The organism is Comamonas sp. Tr-654, assembly GCF_011752915.1.
GTDB lineage: Bacteria > Pseudomonadota > Gammaproteobacteria > Burkholderiales > Burkholderiaceae_C > Comamonas.
In genome coordinates, this window is the sequence record NZ_VWWQ01000004.1 from 276,136 (window position 1) to 291,774 (window position 15,639).

The 15,639-nt window shown below is 63.4% G+C and carries 15 protein-coding genes; 8 read left to right on the plus strand and 7 right to left on the minus strand.

What is annotated here, in order from left to right:
* Nucleotides 1-23 precede the first annotated feature (23 nt).
* From F3J24_RS14535 to F3J24_RS14545, 3 genes are all read left to right on the plus strand, one after another.
* Nucleotides 24-530 carry an SET domain-containing protein gene (locus F3J24_RS14535; protein WP_003060037.1) on the plus strand — a complete coding sequence of 169 codons (507 nt, stop codon included), beginning with the start codon at nucleotides 24-26 and terminating at the stop codon, nucleotides 528-530.
* 151 nt (nucleotides 531-681) lie between these two features.
* Nucleotides 682-1,515: a biotin--[acetyl-CoA-carboxylase] ligase gene (locus tag F3J24_RS14540; protein ID WP_167007609.1), complete on the plus strand. Its 834-nt coding sequence runs from the start codon at nucleotides 682-684 to the stop codon at nucleotides 1,513-1,515.
* A gap of 164 nt (nucleotides 1,516-1,679) precedes the next feature.
* Nucleotides 1,680-2,474 carry an SPOR domain-containing protein gene (locus tag F3J24_RS14545; protein WP_167007613.1) on the plus strand — a complete coding sequence of 265 codons (795 nt, stop codon included), beginning with the start codon at nucleotides 1,680-1,682 and terminating at the stop codon, nucleotides 2,472-2,474.
* Between the two features lie 90 nt (nucleotides 2,475-2,564).
* On the opposite strand, the gene F3J24_RS14550 is transcribed toward F3J24_RS14545, so the two are convergent.
* From F3J24_RS14550 to F3J24_RS14565, 4 genes are all read right to left on the minus strand, one after another.
* On the minus strand, nucleotides 2,565-3,542 hold the full coding sequence (locus F3J24_RS14550) for a tripartite tricarboxylate transporter substrate-binding protein (protein WP_003060043.1): 978 nt from the start codon (nucleotides 3,540-3,542) through the stop codon (nucleotides 2,565-2,567).
* Between the two features lie 220 nt (nucleotides 3,543-3,762).
* Nucleotides 3,763-5,205, minus strand: coding sequence for a sensor histidine kinase (locus F3J24_RS14555; protein ID WP_167007616.1), 1,443 nt, complete (start codon nucleotides 5,203-5,205; stop codon nucleotides 3,763-3,765).
* A 97-nt stretch (nucleotides 5,206-5,302) separates the two neighbouring features.
* Nucleotides 5,303-5,980 carry a response regulator transcription factor gene (locus F3J24_RS14560; protein WP_003064757.1) on the minus strand — a complete coding sequence of 226 codons (678 nt, stop codon included), beginning with the start codon at nucleotides 5,978-5,980 and terminating at the stop codon, nucleotides 5,303-5,305.
* Between the two features lie 109 nt (nucleotides 5,981-6,089).
* Nucleotides 6,090-6,581 (minus strand): MarR family winged helix-turn-helix transcriptional regulator, encoded by a 492-nt coding sequence (locus tag F3J24_RS14565; RefSeq protein ID WP_167007619.1) that lies wholly within the window; start codon nucleotides 6,579-6,581, stop codon nucleotides 6,090-6,092.
* Nucleotides 6,582-6,719: 138 nt separating this feature from the next.
* Here F3J24_RS14565 and recA point away from each other — a divergent pair, with 138 nt between their 5' ends.
* From recA to F3J24_RS14580, 3 genes are all read left to right on the plus strand, one after another.
* On the plus strand, nucleotides 6,720-7,829 hold the full coding sequence (recA, locus tag F3J24_RS14570) for a recombinase RecA (protein ID WP_167007622.1): 1,110 nt from the start codon (nucleotides 6,720-6,722) through the stop codon (nucleotides 7,827-7,829).
* 190 nt (nucleotides 7,830-8,019) lie between these two features.
* Nucleotides 8,020-8,490, plus strand: coding sequence for a recombination regulator RecX (gene recX, locus F3J24_RS14575; protein ID WP_167007625.1), 471 nt, complete (start codon nucleotides 8,020-8,022; stop codon nucleotides 8,488-8,490).
* Between the two features lie 59 nt (nucleotides 8,491-8,549).
* Entirely contained in the window at nucleotides 8,550-9,284 is a 735-nt protein-coding gene (locus F3J24_RS14580; protein WP_167007628.1) for a hypothetical protein, read from the plus strand.
* A 25-nt stretch (nucleotides 9,285-9,309) separates the two neighbouring features.
* On the opposite strand, the gene yddG is transcribed toward F3J24_RS14580, so the two are convergent.
* The 3 genes from yddG to argC all read right to left on the minus strand — a co-directional run bounded on the left by yddG (nucleotide 9,310) and on the right by argC (nucleotide 13,050).
* Nucleotides 9,310-10,230: an aromatic amino acid DMT transporter YddG gene (yddG, locus tag F3J24_RS14585; RefSeq protein ID WP_167007646.1), complete on the minus strand. Its 921-nt coding sequence runs from the start codon at nucleotides 10,228-10,230 to the stop codon at nucleotides 9,310-9,312.
* Nucleotides 10,231-10,367: 137 nt separating this feature from the next.
* On the minus strand, nucleotides 10,368-11,780 hold the full coding sequence (gene cycA, locus F3J24_RS14590) for a D-serine/D-alanine/glycine transporter (RefSeq protein ID WP_167007649.1): 1,413 nt from the start codon (nucleotides 11,778-11,780) through the stop codon (nucleotides 10,368-10,370).
* 337 nt (nucleotides 11,781-12,117) lie between these two features.
* Entirely contained in the window at nucleotides 12,118-13,050 is a 933-nt protein-coding gene (gene argC, locus F3J24_RS14595) for an N-acetyl-gamma-glutamyl-phosphate reductase (RefSeq protein ID WP_167007653.1), read from the minus strand.
* 472 nt (nucleotides 13,051-13,522) lie between these two features.
* On the opposite strand from argC, the gene sucC reads away from it, so the two are divergent.
* Both sucC and sucD read left to right on the plus strand, forming a co-directional pair.
* Nucleotides 13,523-14,683 (plus strand): ADP-forming succinate--CoA ligase subunit beta, encoded by a 1,161-nt coding sequence (sucC, locus tag F3J24_RS14600; protein WP_003060063.1) that lies wholly within the window; start codon nucleotides 13,523-13,525, stop codon nucleotides 14,681-14,683.
* 20 nt (nucleotides 14,684-14,703) lie between these two features.
* Complete coding sequence (gene sucD, locus F3J24_RS14605; protein WP_167007656.1) at nucleotides 14,704-15,603, plus strand: succinate--CoA ligase subunit alpha; 900 nt, start codon at nucleotides 14,704-14,706, stop codon at nucleotides 15,601-15,603.
* Nucleotides 15,604-15,639: the final 36 nt, after the last annotated feature.

Here is a 15,639-nt window from a genome sequence, read left to right on the forward strand (position 1 = left end):
ATATTCAAAGTATCAGAGAAAACATGCCCCGCACATCACTGGCCTCTTCAACAGGCCGCCGTATCCAGACCCGGCGCTCCGGCGTGCACGGCAAAGGCGTTTTCGCCGCGCAGGATATTGCGCAAGGCGAAACCCTTATTGAGTACGTGGGTGAGGTGATCGACTGGCAGGAGGCGCAGGACCGTCATCCGCATGATCCCAGCCAGCCCAATCACACTTTTTATTTTCAGGTCGATGATGAGCGTGTGATTGACGCCACGCACAAGGGCAACTCCTCGCGCTGGATCAATCACAGCTGCGATCCCAACTGCTACACCGACGAGATCGACGGCCGCATCTACATCATTGCACTGCGCAATATTGCCGCGGGCGAGGAACTGAACTACGACTATGGCCTGATGGTGGAGGAGCGCTATACGGCCAAGCTCAAGGCCGAATATGCCTGCTACTGTGGCGCGGCGAACTGCCGCGGCACCATGCTGGCGCCGAAAAGGGGCTGGAAGCCGCCGATGCCTCACGGCACCCCCTGAGCGGCTTTGCCGCTTCCCCCTCTCTCGCGTTGCTTCGCAATGCGGGAGGGGGACGACGCCATCGCCGCGAGGCGGCTCTTGCTCGGCGTCTCTGAGTTGGAACATGCTTGTTCAAGGCGTGCTCGCTGCATAGAAATTTTGGATAAAGAAAATGACTCAGCCGATTCACTGGAATGCCGAAGCCTTGTGGGAAGCCATTGCACCGCAGTTGCCGGGCTTCACGGTCGAGGTGCTGCCGACCATCGGCTCCAGCAACACCGAACTCATGCGCCGCGCGCGCGACGGGCTGACGGAGCCGGTGCTGCTGATTGCCGAGCAGCAGACGCAGGGCCGTGGCCGGCTGGGACGCAACTGGGTCAGCGGCGTCGGTGATTCGCTGATGTTCTCGCTGGGCCTGCCGCTGGCGCCGCGCGACTGGTCGGGGCTGTCGCTGGCCGTGGGCGTGAGCGTGGCCGAAAGCCTGCAGCCCCATCTGCCGGCTGCCGGCAGCGCCACGCCGCGCATCGGCATCAAATGGCCCAACGATCTGTGGCTGGAAGGCGACCGCAAGCTAGCTGGCATTCTGATCGAGACTGCGAGTTTCGTCGGCACGCAGCAGCACGATATGACCGCGCCGCGCTACGTGGTGATCGGCATCGGCATCAATGTCCGTCCCCGCCCCGGTGACGGCATGCGCACGGCCCCGGCCTGCCTGCAGGAGCTCGATGCCGCGCTGGACGCGCCCACGGCCCTGGCCTGCATATTGCCCAATCTGGTGGCCGAGGTGCAGAGCTTTGCCCGACACGGTTTTGCGCCGCTGATGCAGCGCTTTGCCCAGCGCGATCTGCTGGCCGGGCGCGAAGTGAACCTGAGCGACGGCACGAGCGGCATGGCCCAGGGTGTGGCGGCCGATGGAGGCTTTCTGGTGCGCACCGCTGCGGGGCTGCAGGCTGTGACCAGCTCGGAAATCAGCGTGCGTCCGGCCAGCAGCCCGTTGCAGACTTGAAATGAAGCACCTCCTGAGGCGCTTTGCGCCTTCCTACTCTCTCTACGCGCTGCGCGCCAGGGGAGAAGGACGCAGCCCTCGCTGCGGGGCGGCGGGGCCGCCCAGGCCCTCGCTCGGCTGCCCGCGAGCGGTTGCAGCCCATGGATAACTGATGTGAGAAACCTATGCTGAGAATCGTTTTCCTGCTCTTGCTGCTGGGCAACGCGGGCTACTACCTGTGGAGCCACGGCTATCTGGCCGGCATGGGGCTGGCGCCGGAGCTGCAGTCCGAGCCGCAGCGCCTGCAGGAGCAGATCAAGCCCGATGCGCTGGTATTGCAGCAGCCCGAAGCCGCGCCGGCTCCGGCTCCCGAACCCGCAAAGACCGAGTCATCCGAGCCGTCCGAGGCACCCGCGGTGGACGATGGTGCGCCCGCATCCAGGCCCGATGCGCAGGCGGACAGCAAGCCCGAGGCCAAGACCGAGGACGCCAAGCCTGCAAAGGACGCCAAAACAGCTGTCAAGGAGCCCGAGACCTGCTATCAGGCCAACGGCATCGAAGAGGCGCAGGCCGACAGCATTCGCCGCGCGCTGGCGGGCAAGCCCAAGAGCGACTGGGAGCTGGTGGCCAATCACCAGGGCGGGCGCTGGATGGTCTATATGGGCAAGTTCCCCGATACCGAATTCCTGGACCGCAAGCGCGGCGAACTGCGCCTGATGAATATCGACTTTGACCGAGCGGGTGGCAATCTGGAGCCGGGCTTGTCTCTGGGCCGTTTCTCTACCGAAGAAGCTGCGCAGCGCCAGCTGGCCACGTTTGCGCGCCAGGGCGTGCGTACTGCGCGCGTAGTGCAGGAGCGCCCCGATGTGACGACCTATGCGCTGCGTCTGCCCAAGGCCACACCCACCTTCCGCAGCGAAGTGGCCGCGCTGGCTGGCAAGAACCTGGTGCCCAAGGCATTGCAGGCCTGCTCCAAGTAATTTCTGTAGCTTCTATCGCAAGAAAGGCCTGCATTTGCAGGCCTTTTGTATTGGAAAACCACTTGCGACAAGCGCAAGCAGCTCCTGTTTTTAGTCCAGATGAATATTGGCGGCTGCGGCCAGCTTCTTCATCTTGGCCACTTCGCTGGAGATCTGCTTGGTGAAGTCAGCGCTCGATGTGCCCGAGGGATACAGGCCTTGAGCAGCCATGCGCTGCTTGACGGCGGGGTCCTTCAGCGCGGCAACGATGGCCTTTTGCACGCGTTCCACTTGCGCGGCAGGCGTGTTCTTGGGGGCCACCAGGCCGAACCAGGAAGGCTCGTTCAGGTCGGGGTGACCGGCCTGGGCATAGGTCTGCACATCGGGCAGCACGTCCAGGCGCTCGTGCCAGGACACGGCCAGGGCGCGCACCTTGCCGGACTTGATATGGGGCAGCGAAGAGTTCACCTGGTCGAAGTAGACCGGCACCTGGTTGCCCAGCACGTCGTTGATGGCTGGAGCCGAGCCGCGGTAGGGGATGTGGTGCATTTCGGTGCCCGTGCTCTTGAGGAACTGGGCGCCCCACATGTGACCGATGGTGCCGTTGCCGGGAGTGGCAAAGGACACCTTGCCGGGGTTGGCCTTGAGGTAGGCCACGAACTCGGCAAAAGTCTTCACGGGGATCAGCTTGGGGTTGATCACCAGCACGCCGGGAGCCTTGACGATCTCGGTCACGCCCACGAAGTCGTTGGTCGCGTCGTAGGGCAGCTTCTTGAACACGGCGGGGTTCACGCCATGGGTGGACAGCGTGGCGATACCGAAGGTCACGCCGTCGGTGGCGCGGGCCACTTCGGCCATGCCGATGGAGCCGCCGGCTCCGGCCTTGTTTTCAATCACCACGGCCTGGCCGCCCAGCAGCTTGATCAGCACGTCCTGCATGTTGCGGGGCACCATGTCGGTGGGGCCGCCGGCAGGGAAGGGCACGACGATGCGCAGAGGACGCGAGGTGTCCTGCGCCATGCTCATGCCGGAGAAGGAAGAAGCGGCTGCGGCAGCAGCGGCGGTGTAGATGAATTGACGACGTTGCATCAAAAAGCTCCCAGGATCCGTTGATTCCAAATTGCTGTCTTGCGGTGGCACAAAAAGCGACTCCTCAGACAACCCATGATCGAATTGATTCTAGGGTAAGCGAGAGGTTGTCAGATACGCAGTTTCCGTTATGCGAATCGGGGCAAAGGAGCGCAAAGCCAAGCCTGGCGCGGTTTTTCATACTGAACTGGCACCAAGTTGGTGCGCTTGCGGCACGGTTTCACTGCTGTCCCGGCATGGCCTTGAAGCGCACGGTGAACAGCGCTCCCGGCGGCACATGGCCGGGCCTGGCGTCCTGCAGCAGCACTTGCGCGCCATGCTGGCGTGCGATTTCCATGACGATGGGCAGGCCCAGGCCGGAGCCGTCGGCTTCGGAGCCCAGTGCGCGGTAAAAGGGCTGGAAGATCAGCTCACGCTCGGACAGCGGCACGCCGGGGCCGGAGTCTTCGACCTGCAGCAGCAGGATCTGGCCGAAATGATCGGCCTGCACGCGCACGGTGACCATGCCCGGCTGGGCGCTGGTCGAGGGCGTGTAGTTGATGGCGTTGTCCACCAGATTGCGCACCAGCTCGGTCAGCAGCGTGGCATTGCCGTTGAGCCAGACGCCGGGCGTGCTGGCGCCGGCGCCCTCGTAGCCCAGGTCAATGTGCTTGTCCATGGCGCGCGGCAGACAGTCCTGCACCACCTCGGTGACGATGCGCACGAGGTTGCAGCCCTGCATGGCGGGTACGGCGCTCTCGGCCCGCGCCAGCGCCAGCAACTGGTTGACGGTATGCGTGGCGCGCATGCTGGAGCGGCCGATCTGCGCCAGCGAGCGCTTCAGATCTTCGGTATTCGTGCCCTCGCGCTGGGCCAGGTCGGCCTGCATGCGCAGCCCTGCCAGCGGGGTCTTGAGCTGGTGGGCGGCGTCGGCCAGAAAGCGCTTTTGCGTGGCGATGGAGTCATGCAGACGCTGCAGCAGATCGTTGACCGAGTCGACCAGCGGCACCACTTCCAGCGGCACATCCTTGTGGTTGATGGGCGAGAGATCTTCGGGCTTGCGCGCGCGGATGCGCTCCTCCAGCCGGTGCAGCGGCTTGATGCCGCGCGCCAGCGCCAGCCACACCAGCAGCGCGGCCAGCGGCAGGATGACGAACTGCGGCAGCATCACGCCTTTGATGATTTCCGTGGCCAGCACGCTGCGCTTTTCACGCGTTTCGGCGACTTGCACCAGGGCGCTGGGCTCGCCGGGCAGCGGCATGCGCACCCAGATATAGGCCACGCGCAGGTCTATGCCCTTGTATTCCTCGTCGCGCAGCAGCACCGTGCCCGCGGGCGGGTCTTCATCGGTGGTGGGCGGGCGCGGCAGATCGCGTTCTCCGGCCAGATATTCGCCCCTGGTGCCGCGGACCTGGAAGAACACGGTGTCCGACTCATCGGCGCGCAGGATCTCGCTGGCGGACTGCGGCAGATTGAACTGCACCTTGCCGCGCTGCACGATGACCAACTGGGCCAGGGCCTGGGCGTTGTACTCCAGCGCCCGATCGAAGGGCTTGTTGGCCAGGCCCTGGGCCACCAGCCAGGTCAGCGCCAGGCTCACGGGCCAGAGCAGCAGCAGCGGCGTGAGCATCCAGTCGAGGATCTCGCCAAAGAGGGATCGCTGCTCACGCTGAAAAATTTTCATGCTTGTAAAACTGGCGTGTTCCAACTCAGGGATGGCCAGCAAGGGCCGCCCCGCAGCAAAGGCCATCGTCCCCCTCGGGGGGAAGTGGCGCAGCCGCTCAGGGGGGGGCTATCTTTTCCAGGCAGTAGCCGAGGCCACGCACGGTGGCGATGCGGATCGGCCCTTTCTCGATCTTCTTGCGTAGCCGGTGGATATAGACCTCGATGGCATTGTTGCTCACCTCCTCGCCCCATTCGCACAGGCGCTCCACCAACTGGTCCTTGCTGACCAGACGGCCTGCGCGCTGCAGCAGCACCTCGAGCAGGCCCAGCTCGCGCGCCGACAGCTCCACCATCTTGCCGTCGATAGTGGCGACCCGGCCAGTCTGGTCATAGACCAGCGGGCCGTGCTTGATGGTGGAGCTGGCGCCGCCCATGCCGCGCCGCGTGAGGGCGCGCACGCGCGCTTCCAGCTCGGACAGCGCAAACGGCTTGGCCATGTAGTCGTCGGCCCCATAGTCCAGGCCTTGCACCCGCTCCTCGATGGAGTCGGCGGCCGTGAGAATCAGCACCGGCAGTGCGTCGCCGCGCCCGCGCAGGCGCTTGAGCACTTCCAGGCCGTGCACCTTGGGCAGGCCCAGATCGAGAATCAGCAAATCGAATTCGCTGCTGGTCAGCAAGGCGGTATCGGCCTCGCTGCCGTTGGCCACATGGCTGACGACGGCGCCCGAGCTGCGCAGTGTGCGCAGCAGGCCGTCTGCCAGCACCTGGTCGTCTTCGGCAATCAGTATGCGCATGGGAGTCTCCTGCTTGTTATGTGTGCCTGTTTGCACTTTTGCTGCCATTGTAGGGACGGGCCATCGCCGTCCGGCGCAATTGTCGACAGGCACTCGCAGGCGTCAGGCCTCAGTAGCCTTCGGCATAGGCTTCCAGGCCCAGCGCCACCACGGTGGCCACATCCTCGCCCACGGCCTCGCGGAACTCGGCCTCGGCTTGGCTCACTGCGTCGTGAAAAGCCCGCAGCCAGACCAGGCCCGCATCGGTGAAGCGCACGCGCTTGGCGCGTGCATCGTGCGGGTCGATCGTGCGCGTGACCAGGCCCCAGGCCTCGCACTGCGTCACCAGGTCGGCCATGGCCTGTTTGCTCATGCCGGCCCTGTCGGCCAGATCGGTGAGCCGGTCGCCGGCCAGGGACAGATGGCGCGTGATGTGGATATGGGCTGCCCCCACCTTGTCGCGCGCCGCCAGGTTGGACAGGGCCAGCGGCACTTCCACATCGCGTGCCATGAACTGCAGCACGCGTGCATCGAAGCGGCGCATGGCATGGCCGAGCAGGCGGCCCAGATGGGTCTGGCGCCAGGCATCTTCGGCGGGGGTGACAGGTGCAATTTCGGACATGGGTAAATAGTAAGGCAAACTGACTAAATATTTGAACACACAGCCGGTACAAGCTCATAAACTACTGTTCAAGCATCCAGCCTGAATGTAAAGACAGGGCTGGCCACAGACAGTCATTCACCTACTTCGGAGCCTGATATGAACGCCATCGCCAAGACCAACGACGCCAACAGCGAAAAAGCCAAAGCCCTGGCAGCCGCCCTGGCCCAGATCGAAAAGCAGTTCGGCAAGGGCACCATCATGAAGCTCGGCGAAGGTGAAGCCATTGAAGACATCCAGGTCGTCTCCACCGGCTCCCTGGGCCTGGATATCGCACTGGGCGTGGGTGGTCTGCCGCGTGGCCGCGTGATTGAAATCTACGGTCCAGAATCCTCGGGCAAGACCACGCTGACGCTGCAGGTCATTGCCGAGATGCAAAAGCAGGGCGGCACCTGCGCCTTCATCGACGCCGAGCATGCGCTAGACACCAGCTATGCCCAGAAGCTGGGCGTGAACCTCAGCGACGTGCTGATCAGCCAGCCCGACACCGGTGAGCAGGCCCTTGAAATCTGCGACAGCCTGGTGCGCTCGGGTGCCGTGGACCTGATCGTCATCGACTCGGTGGCCGCATTGACGCCCAAGGCCGAAATCGAAGGCGAGATGGGCGACGCCCTGCCCGGCCTGCAGGCCCGTCTGATGAGCCAGGCCCTGCGCAAGCTGACGGCCACCATCAAGAAGACCAACTGCATGGTCATCTTCATCAACCAGATCCGCATGAAGATCGGCGTGATGTTCGGCTCGCCCGAGACCACCACCGGCGGCAATGCGCTGAAGTTCTATGCCTCCGTGCGTCTGGATATCCGCCGCACCGGCACTATCAAGAAGGGCGATGAGGCCATCGGCAACGAAACCAAGGTCAAGGTCGTGAAGAACAAGGTCTCGCCCCCCTTCAAGACGGCCGAGTTCGACATCCTGTTTGGCGAAGGCATCAGCCGCGAAGGCGAGATTCTGGACATGGGCGTGAACGCCAAGATCCTGGAAAAAAGCGGTGCCTGGTATGCCTACAACGGCGAAAAAATCGGCCAGGGCCGCGACAACTCGCGTGAGTTCCTGCGCGAGAACCCCGCGCTGGCCATCGAAATCGAAAACAAGGTGCGCGATAGCCTGGGCATCAAGTTGCTGCCCGTGGACGGGGCTGCCGTCGCCGAAGCCAAGCCTGCCAAGGGCGGCAAGGGCAAGGTAGACAAGGACGGGGTGATCGAGGCCTGAGCCTCCTGAGCGACCAGGTCGCGTTCCCTTGCCGAATGCCTGGCATCGGCAGGGACTGAGATTCCCGCTGCAGGGCGGCGGGGTCCTGGCCCGGTGCTCGCTGCTATCGATGTGAAAGCCTGGCGGGGCCAAAAGTTAGCCATCTTTGCGCAGGCGGCCCCTGCGCATTTTTTATGGGAGAGATCCGAGCATGAGCTTTGCCAAGCTCTCACTCAAGGGCCGCGCCCTGAAGCTGCTGGCGCAGCGCGAGCATTCGCGGCTGGAGTTGCAGCGCAAGCTGGCGCCTTATGTGGAAGAGGGTGATGACCTGCAGACCACTCTCGATGAACTGGAAAAGCGCGGCTTCATCAGCGTGCAGCGGGTGGTTGATTCCGTCATTCACAGCAAGTCCAGCCGCTTCGGCACGGCGCGGCTGGTGCAGGAGTTGCGCAGCAAAGGGCTGGGCGATGAAGTGGTGCGCAACGCGAGCGAGCAACTGCGCGATACCGAGCTGGAACGCGCCCGTGAGCTGTGGCGTAAGCGCTTTGGTACGCCGCCTGCCGATATCAAGGAAAAGGCTAAACAGCTGCGCTTCATGGCCTCGCGCGGCTTTTCGGCAGATGTGGCTTCACGCGTGCTGCGCGATGCTCCATACTGCGCAGCACCCGACAGCGCGGACTGAGCTGCAGCCTGCTCCCTCCTGCTGGACCAGGAACCGCTTCTTACACCGGAGGGACCCACGTGCTGACTGCTTCGCAACCCCCTGACGCCCCATCCGCTCTGCGCGTGGGCCTGAGTGCCGGCAAATCGCTGCTGGGCGGCCTGATGCTGGGTGCCTTGCTGGCCCTGGTGCTGGGCTGCGGCGCGGCCGTGTTCTATTTTTCGCTCCTGATGGCCGATCCCGGCCAGGGCATTCATGCCTCGGCCCATACCGGCATCTACGGCGCCGTGATCAGCCTGCTGATGTCGCCGCCGCTGCTGGTGGCCGTGGTGCTGATCTTCATCATTCCCGCCTACCTCATGGTCGGTCTGCAACTGGGCCGCGCCCGTGCGGCAGGCAAGCTGGTGGCGCGCTACGGCCAGGGCCTGGCCGAGCGCCTCGCGGCCATGCTGGCACAGCGTATCGAGGCCCTGCCCAGCGCTCACAAGGCCATGCACAAGGCGGCCGACCTGCTCACCGTGGACGCGGCGATGGAGCATCTGCAGCCCTGGGTCGGCAACGGGCGTGCCGTGCAGTTCGTGGTGCGCAGCGTGCTCAATCGTCTGCCGCTGGCCGACCTGCTCGAGGAATGGGGCCACACGCGCGAACAGTGGGGCAGCGAAGGCGGCAAGGACGATCCGGCGCTGCGTGCCTTTCTGGGCGCCCGCATCCAGGAGATGCTGCAGGGCCTGACCGAGCCGCCCTGGACGCTGTTTTGGATCTTGCTGGCCGGACATGCCGCCGTGCTCGGCTTTGGCATCTGGCTGACTGCCTGAGGGCCCGGGCGGGCGCGTTGCTGGCCTAGTCCCGGCTGCTGCGTGTTGCCCACCAGCAGATCAGCGAGCCCAGCGTGACCAGGGCCACGCCCTGCCAGAAACTCCAGCCCGGCAGCACCTGCAGCAGGGCGCTGGCCATCAGCGCCGAGAGCACGGGCGTGAAGTAGGACGCCGCGGCCAGCAGGGCCAGCTTGCCATGTTGGATGCCATGTTCCCAGCAGCTATAGCCCAGCGCCGTGAGTGCGCCGACCAGAACCACCTGGCCGGCCGTGAGCCAGGTCCAGTGCATGGGCTGTGGGTCGCCCAGCATTAGCCATTTGAGCCACAGCGCCAGGGCTGTCCAGGTCACGAACAGGCCTACGGCGTTGAAGCCCGCACCATGGCGGCGCGCCAGCAGCGAATAGGCCGGCCAGAGCAGGGCGGCGGCAAAACCCATGCCATAGGCCAGCGGGTTGCTCTGTACATGGCTCCACATGACCGGCAGGCTGAAGCTTTCGCCGCCCAGCACGCGCGCCAGGCCCCACAGGCAGATCAGTACGCCGGGCCACAGCCACCAGCGTGCCGCCTGCTGGCCGCAGAGCACGGCCAGCACGATGGTGAGGCTGGGCCAGAGGTAGTTGATGAGCCCGATTTCCATGGCCTGGTTGCGGTCGTGAGCCAGGCCCACAGCCACGGACAGGCAGATCTCGTAGACCACGAACAGCAGGCCGCAGCCCCAGAGATAGGCCGGATGCATGCTGCGCCAGCGGGCCAGCTCGCGCCAGCCCTTGCGTCCGCGCGCCACGGCAATGCACAGCGCGGCCATGGTGTAGAGGCAGGCTGCGCCGCCGACGGCGCCCAGCGGCTCGGCCACGGCGCGCATCAGACCCACGGTGCAGCTCCAGCAGAGCACGGCCAGCAGGCCTATCAGGGTGGCGCGGTGCTGAAGGTTGGGATTCTGGGACATGGGACCGGCCGGTTTATCAAAACAATAGCTGCTTGCGCCCATCAGATAAGAAATTTCAGGTGAAACACCTGAAATTCCATGCTGGGAAAGCGCCAGCTGCTATCCAAAACAAGAATGCCGCGCATTGTGCGCCGAGCTTACTGAATGGCCACCACGCCGGCTGCAGCGCGCTTGCGCACGAACTGGTAGGCCACGCCCAGCAGCACAAACCACAGCGGGGTGACGATCAACGCCTGGCGCGTATCGTCCTTGAGCGTGAGCAGCACCAGAATACCCGCGAAGAAGGCCAGGCAGGCCACGCACATGGGAACGCCGCCGGGCATCCTGAAACGGGAGGCCAGGTGCAGCGCGGCACGCTGGCGGCGGTAGGCGATGTAGGACAGCAGAATCAGAGACCAGACAAACATGAACAGAATGGCCGATACCGTGGTCACCAGGGTGAAGGCTTCCATCAGGTCGGGAATCATCCACATCAGGAAAGCGCCTGCTAGCAGGCAGATGCACGAAAACATGAGGCCGCGCGAAGGCACGCTGCGCGAGGACAGGGTGCCGAAGGACTTGGGCGCATCGCCCTTGAGCGACAGGCCGTAGAGCATGCGGCTGGTGGAGAACACCCCGCTGTTGGCCGAGGAAGCGGCCGAGGTCAGCACCACGAAATTGATGATGCCGGCGGCGGCGGGCAGACCGGCCAGCACGAACAGTTCCACAAACGGGCTCTTGCCCGGCACCACGTCGCGCCAGGGCGTGACGGTCATGATGGCCACCAGCGCCAGCACGTAGAAGACGATGATGCGCACGGGAATCGAGTTGATGGCGCGCGGCAGCGTGCGCTCCGGATCCTTGGCCTCGGCGGCAGTGGTGCCCACCAGTTCGATGCCGACAAAGGCGAACACCGCAATCTGGAAGCCCGCGAAGAAGCCCATCAGGCCGTTGGGGAACATGCCGCCGTCATTCCAGAGATTGGCCAGCGCAGCCTGGCGGCCTGCAGGAGATACAAAGCCCGAGAACACCATCCACAGGCCCACGCCGATCAGCGTCACGATGGCCACGATCTTGATCATGGCGAACCAGAATTCGGTCTCGCCGAACAGCTTCACCGTCAGCAGGTTCAGGCCCAGCAGCAGCAGCACGCAGGCAATGGCAGGCAGCCACTGCGGGATGTCGGGGAACCAGAACTGTGCGTAGCCGGTGATGGCAACCACATCCGCGATACCGGTGACGATCCAGCAGAACCAGTAGGTCCAGCCCGTGAAAAAGCCTGCCCAGGGGCCCAGCAGATCGGCAGAGAAATCGATGAAGGAGCGGTACTGAAGATTGGACAGCAGCAGCTCGCCCATGGCCCGCATCACGAAGAACAGCATGATGCCGATGGCCATGTACACAAAGACGATGGACGGCCCGGCCAGGCTGATGGTTTTGCCCGAGCCCATGAACAGGCCCGTGCCTATGGCGCCGCCGATGGCGATCAGCTGTATGTGGCGGTTGGTGAGATTGCGTTGCAGGTGGTCATGGCCATCCTGGCCCGGCGCGTCTGATGCCTTGCGAGTCATCTGAGGGAAACCTTTGCAAAAGCTGCCGTTGCCACGAACGGCAACGCCGCCGCTGCGGCGCCGGACCGCAATGGCTGGCAGGAAACCTGAAATCCTAGGAGTCGGCAAGGATAAACCAAGCCGGCCTATGGCATCCGGGGTACTGGAATCCGGACTCGGGCGGCAGCCCTGCCGCCACAGGAGTTCGGCTGCCGGCCGGCGCAGGGCAGGCGCATTAGAAATGCCCGCCGAGGCGGGCATCAGCCGATGTGGAACGCATGCAGGCGTCAGGGCCCGTCGGGCAAGCGCGTGCAGCTATCGCAACCATAGCGAGTGGGAGCGCCGACCGAGCCCGCGCTTACAGGCCCAGCATGAGCTGCAGGTTCTGCACGGCGGCGCCGCTGGCACCTTTGCCCAGATTGTCCAGACGTGCGATCAGCACGGCCTGGCGATATTGCTCGTTGGCAAACACGCGTAGTTCCAGCTTGTTGGTATTGGCCAGAGTGTCGGCGGCCAGCTTGTTGTCGTCCGTGGGCGGCAGCACGCTGACCCAGTTGGCGCTGGTGTTGGTCTTGGCGTAATGGCTGGCCAGAGCGTCGTGCAGGTCGGCGGCCTTGGGCGAGCCGGGCAGCAGATCGAGGTGCAGCGGCAGCTGCACCAGCATGCCCTGGGCAAAGTTGCTCACGGCGGGGATGAACACGGGGCGGCGGGTCATGCCGGTGTAGTGCAGGATTTCGGGAATGTGCTTGTGCGACAGACCCAGTGCATAGGCCTCGTAAGGTGCGGCATCGCCGCCTTCGTAGGCTTCGATCATGGTGCGGCCGCCGCCGGTGTAGCCGGACACGGAGGGCAGGCTCACGGGGTAGTCGGCGGGAATCAGGCCGGCAGCCACCAGCGGTGCCAGCAGGGCGATGGCGCCCGTGGCATAGCAGCCGGGGTTGGAGACGCGGGTGGCGTTCTTCACGGCCTCGAGCTGGCCGGCGCGCAGTTCGGGGAAGCCGTAGACCCAGCCTGCGGCCGTGCGATGGGCGGTGGAGGCGTCGATGATCTTGATGGCGCGGCCGGTCTCGGCGGTGATGGAGTCCACCATGGCAGCGGTTTCGCGGGCGGCATCGTCGTGCAGGCAGAGGATGACCAGATCCACGCCGGCAATCAGAGAGCGTTTGGCGGCCGGGTCCTTGCGCAGTGCGGGGTCGATGCTGACCAGCTCCACACCTGCAAAATCGACCAGACGATCACGGATCTGCAGACCCGTGGTTCCTGCTTCTCCGTCAATAAAGACTTTTGCCATTGCATTTTCTCCTGCACCGGCGCGCGCATTTCTTGGTTTATATGCCGCTGCCTGCGGCACCATTGCCGCTTTCCGAGCGGTGATTGTCCTTGAATCTCGTCAGGAATGTGCATTGCCTGTCTTTTAGGCAAGTCTTGTGCGAATGGCCCAGTAGACGTAGCAGCTATTCGCAGTTGTCAGCACATTGCCAGCCGCTGCCCCAATGTCCTTGACTCGTATATAAGACATAAGAAAGTTGCGGGAAAAAAAGATATCGTGTAGGAATAATTTCCCTAAGAAATTCAAGGCATTGCAGCTGTTTCCGGAACACGACAAAGTTGCGTGAAATTGTGGATTTTGCGCATGTTCAGGTGTCGTTTTGCGCGGTGCAGCATGGTACATTCCTGCTCGCCATGTCATATGAACCCGATGGCCAGGCTCCCCCGAGTCGGTGGCAAGCGGGTATTTCCCCTCAGTTCAGAGAGACAAAGTCATGAAGATTCATGAATACCAAGGCAAGGAAATCTTGCGCCAATTTGGTGTGCCCGTTCCCCGTGGCATTCCTGCGTTTACCGTGCAAGAGGCTGTCGAAGCAGCCCAGAAGCTGGGTGGACCCGTGTGGGTGGTGAAGGCCCAGATCCACGCTGGTGGCCGCGGTAAGGGCGGCGGCGTGAAGGTTGCCAAGTCCATCGAGGACGTGCAAAAGCTGTCCGAGCAGATCCTGGGCATGCAGCTGGTGACTCACCAGACCGGCCCCGAAGGTCAGAAGGTCCGTCGCCTGTACATCGAAGACGGCGCCGACATCAAGAACGAACTGTATGTGTCGCTGGTGACTGACCGCGCCACACAGAAGGTTGCCCTGATCGCTTCCAGCGAAGGCGGCATGGACATCGAGGAAGTGGCCCACTCCACTCCCGAAAAGATCATCACCGAGATGATCGACCCCCTGACCGGCATCACCGAAGCGCAATCGCGCAAGGTGGCAGCTGCCATCGGTCTGGAAGGCAAGTCCGTGGATCAGGCCGTGGATCTGTTCGCCAAGATCTACAAGTGCTACATGGACACCGACGCGTCGCTGGTGGAAATCAACCCCCTGAACTGCGACTCCAAGGGCGACCTGATGGCCCTGGACGCCAAGTTCAACTTCGACCCCAACGCGCTGTTCCGCCACCCCGAAATCGTGGCTTTCCGCGATCTGGACGAAGAAGACGCTGCCGAAATCGAAGCCTCCAAGTTCGATCTGGCCTACATCTCCCTGGACGGCAACATCGGCTGTCTGGTGAACGGCGCCGGTCTGGCCATGGCCACCATGGACACCATCAAGCTGTTCGGCGGCGAACCTGCCAACTTCCTGGACGTGGGCGGCGGCGCTACGGCCGAAAAGGTGACAGAAGCCTTCAAGATCATGCTCAAGAACCCTGAAGTCAAGGGTATTTTGGTCAATATCTTCGGCGGCATCATGAAGTGCGACACCATTGCCAACGGCGTGGTCACCGCCTGCAAGGCCGTGAACCTGAGCGTGCCTCTGGTCGTGCGCATGAAGGGCACCAACGAAGAGCTGGGCAAGCAAATCCTCAAGGATTCCGGTCTGCCCATCATCGCTGCTGACACCATGGCTGAAGCAGCGACCAAGATCGTTGCTGCCGTTAAGTAATACGCCCCGGAGATAGAAATATGTCGATCTTTATCAACAAAGACACCAAGGTCATCACCCAGGGCATTACTGGCAAGACCGGTCAGTTCCACACTGAAAAGTGCCAGGAATACGCGAACGGCAAGAACTGCTTCGTGGCAGGCGTGAACCCCAAGAAGGCTGGCGAAAAGATTTTCGACATCCCAATCTTTGGTTCCGTCAAGGATGCTGCCAAGGAAACCGGCGCTACCGTGTCGGTGATCTACGTGCCTCCAGCAGGCGCTGCTGCTGCCATCTGGGAAGCGGTTGAAGCCGATCTGGACCTGGCCATCTGCATTACCGAAGGCATCCCCGTTCGCGACATGCTGGAAGTGCGCAACAAGATGAAGGCCAAGGAAGCTGCCGGCGGCAAGAAGACCCTGCTGCTGGGCCCCAACTGCCCCGGCCTGATCACGCCTGACGAAATCAAGATCGGCATCATGCCCGGTCATATCCACAAGAAGGGTCGCGTGGGCGTGGTGTCCCGTTCCGGTACGCTGACCTACGAAGCCGTGGCTCAGCTGACCGAACTGGGCATTGGCCAGTCCACTGCTGTCGGTATCGGTGGCGACCCCATCAACGGTCTGAAGCACATCGACGTGATGCGCGCCTTCAACGACGATCCCGACACCGATGCCGTGATCATGATCGGTGAAATCGGTGGCCCCGACGAAGCCGAAGCTGCCCAGTGGTGCAAGGCCAACATGAAGAAGCCTATCGTGGGCTTCATCGCTGGCGTGACTGCGCCTCCCGGCAAGCGCATGGGCCACGCAGGTGCCCTGATCTCCGGTGGCGCCGACACGGCTGACGCCAAGCTGGCCATCATGGAAGAGTGCGGCTTCACCATCACCCGCAACCCTTCCGAAATGGGTCGTTTGCTGCAAGGTCTGCTGAAGAAGTAAGCCGGAAGTTTCGTAATACCGCGTTGAATTTACGCA

What these genes read in the sequence shown, in the direction of transcription:
- F3J24_RS14565 (WP_167007619.1), bottom strand. Translation starts at nt 6,581, where the DNA reads ATGTCCGAAATTGCACCTGTCACCCCCGCCGAAGATGCCTGGCGCCAG.
- F3J24_RS14540 (WP_167007609.1), top strand. Translation starts at nt 682, where the DNA reads ATGACTCAGCCGATTCACTGGAATGCCGAAGCCTTGTGGGAAGCCATT.
- yddG (WP_167007646.1), bottom strand. Translation starts at nt 10,230, where the DNA reads ATGTCCCAGAATCCCAACCTTCAGCACCGCGCCACCCTGATAGGCCTG.
- cycA (WP_167007649.1), bottom strand. Translation starts at nt 11,780, where the DNA reads ATGACTCGCAAGGCATCAGACGCGCCGGGCCAGGATGGCCATGACCAC.
- F3J24_RS14555 (WP_167007616.1), bottom strand. Translation starts at nt 5,205, where the DNA reads ATGAAAATTTTTCAGCGTGAGCAGCGATCCCTCTTTGGCGAGATCCTC.
- F3J24_RS14545 (WP_167007613.1), top strand. Translation starts at nt 1,680, where the DNA reads ATGCTGAGAATCGTTTTCCTGCTCTTGCTGCTGGGCAACGCGGGCTAC.
- recA (WP_167007622.1), top strand. Translation starts at nt 6,720, where the DNA reads ATGAACGCCATCGCCAAGACCAACGACGCCAACAGCGAAAAAGCCAAA.
- sucD (WP_167007656.1), top strand. Translation starts at nt 14,704, where the DNA reads ATGTCGATCTTTATCAACAAAGACACCAAGGTCATCACCCAGGGCATT.
- F3J24_RS14560 (WP_003064757.1), bottom strand. Translation starts at nt 5,980, where the DNA reads ATGCGCATACTGATTGCCGAAGACGACCAGGTGCTGGCAGACGGCCTG.
- F3J24_RS14550 (WP_003060043.1), bottom strand. Translation starts at nt 3,542, where the DNA reads ATGCAACGTCGTCAATTCATCTACACCGCCGCTGCTGCCGCAGCCGCT.
- F3J24_RS14535 (WP_003060037.1), top strand. Translation starts at nt 24, where the DNA reads ATGCCCCGCACATCACTGGCCTCTTCAACAGGCCGCCGTATCCAGACC.
- argC (WP_167007653.1), bottom strand. Translation starts at nt 13,050, where the DNA reads ATGGCAAAAGTCTTTATTGACGGAGAAGCAGGAACCACGGGTCTGCAG.
- recX (WP_167007625.1), top strand. Translation starts at nt 8,020, where the DNA reads ATGAGCTTTGCCAAGCTCTCACTCAAGGGCCGCGCCCTGAAGCTGCTG.
- sucC (WP_003060063.1), top strand. Translation starts at nt 13,523, where the DNA reads ATGAAGATTCATGAATACCAAGGCAAGGAAATCTTGCGCCAATTTGGT.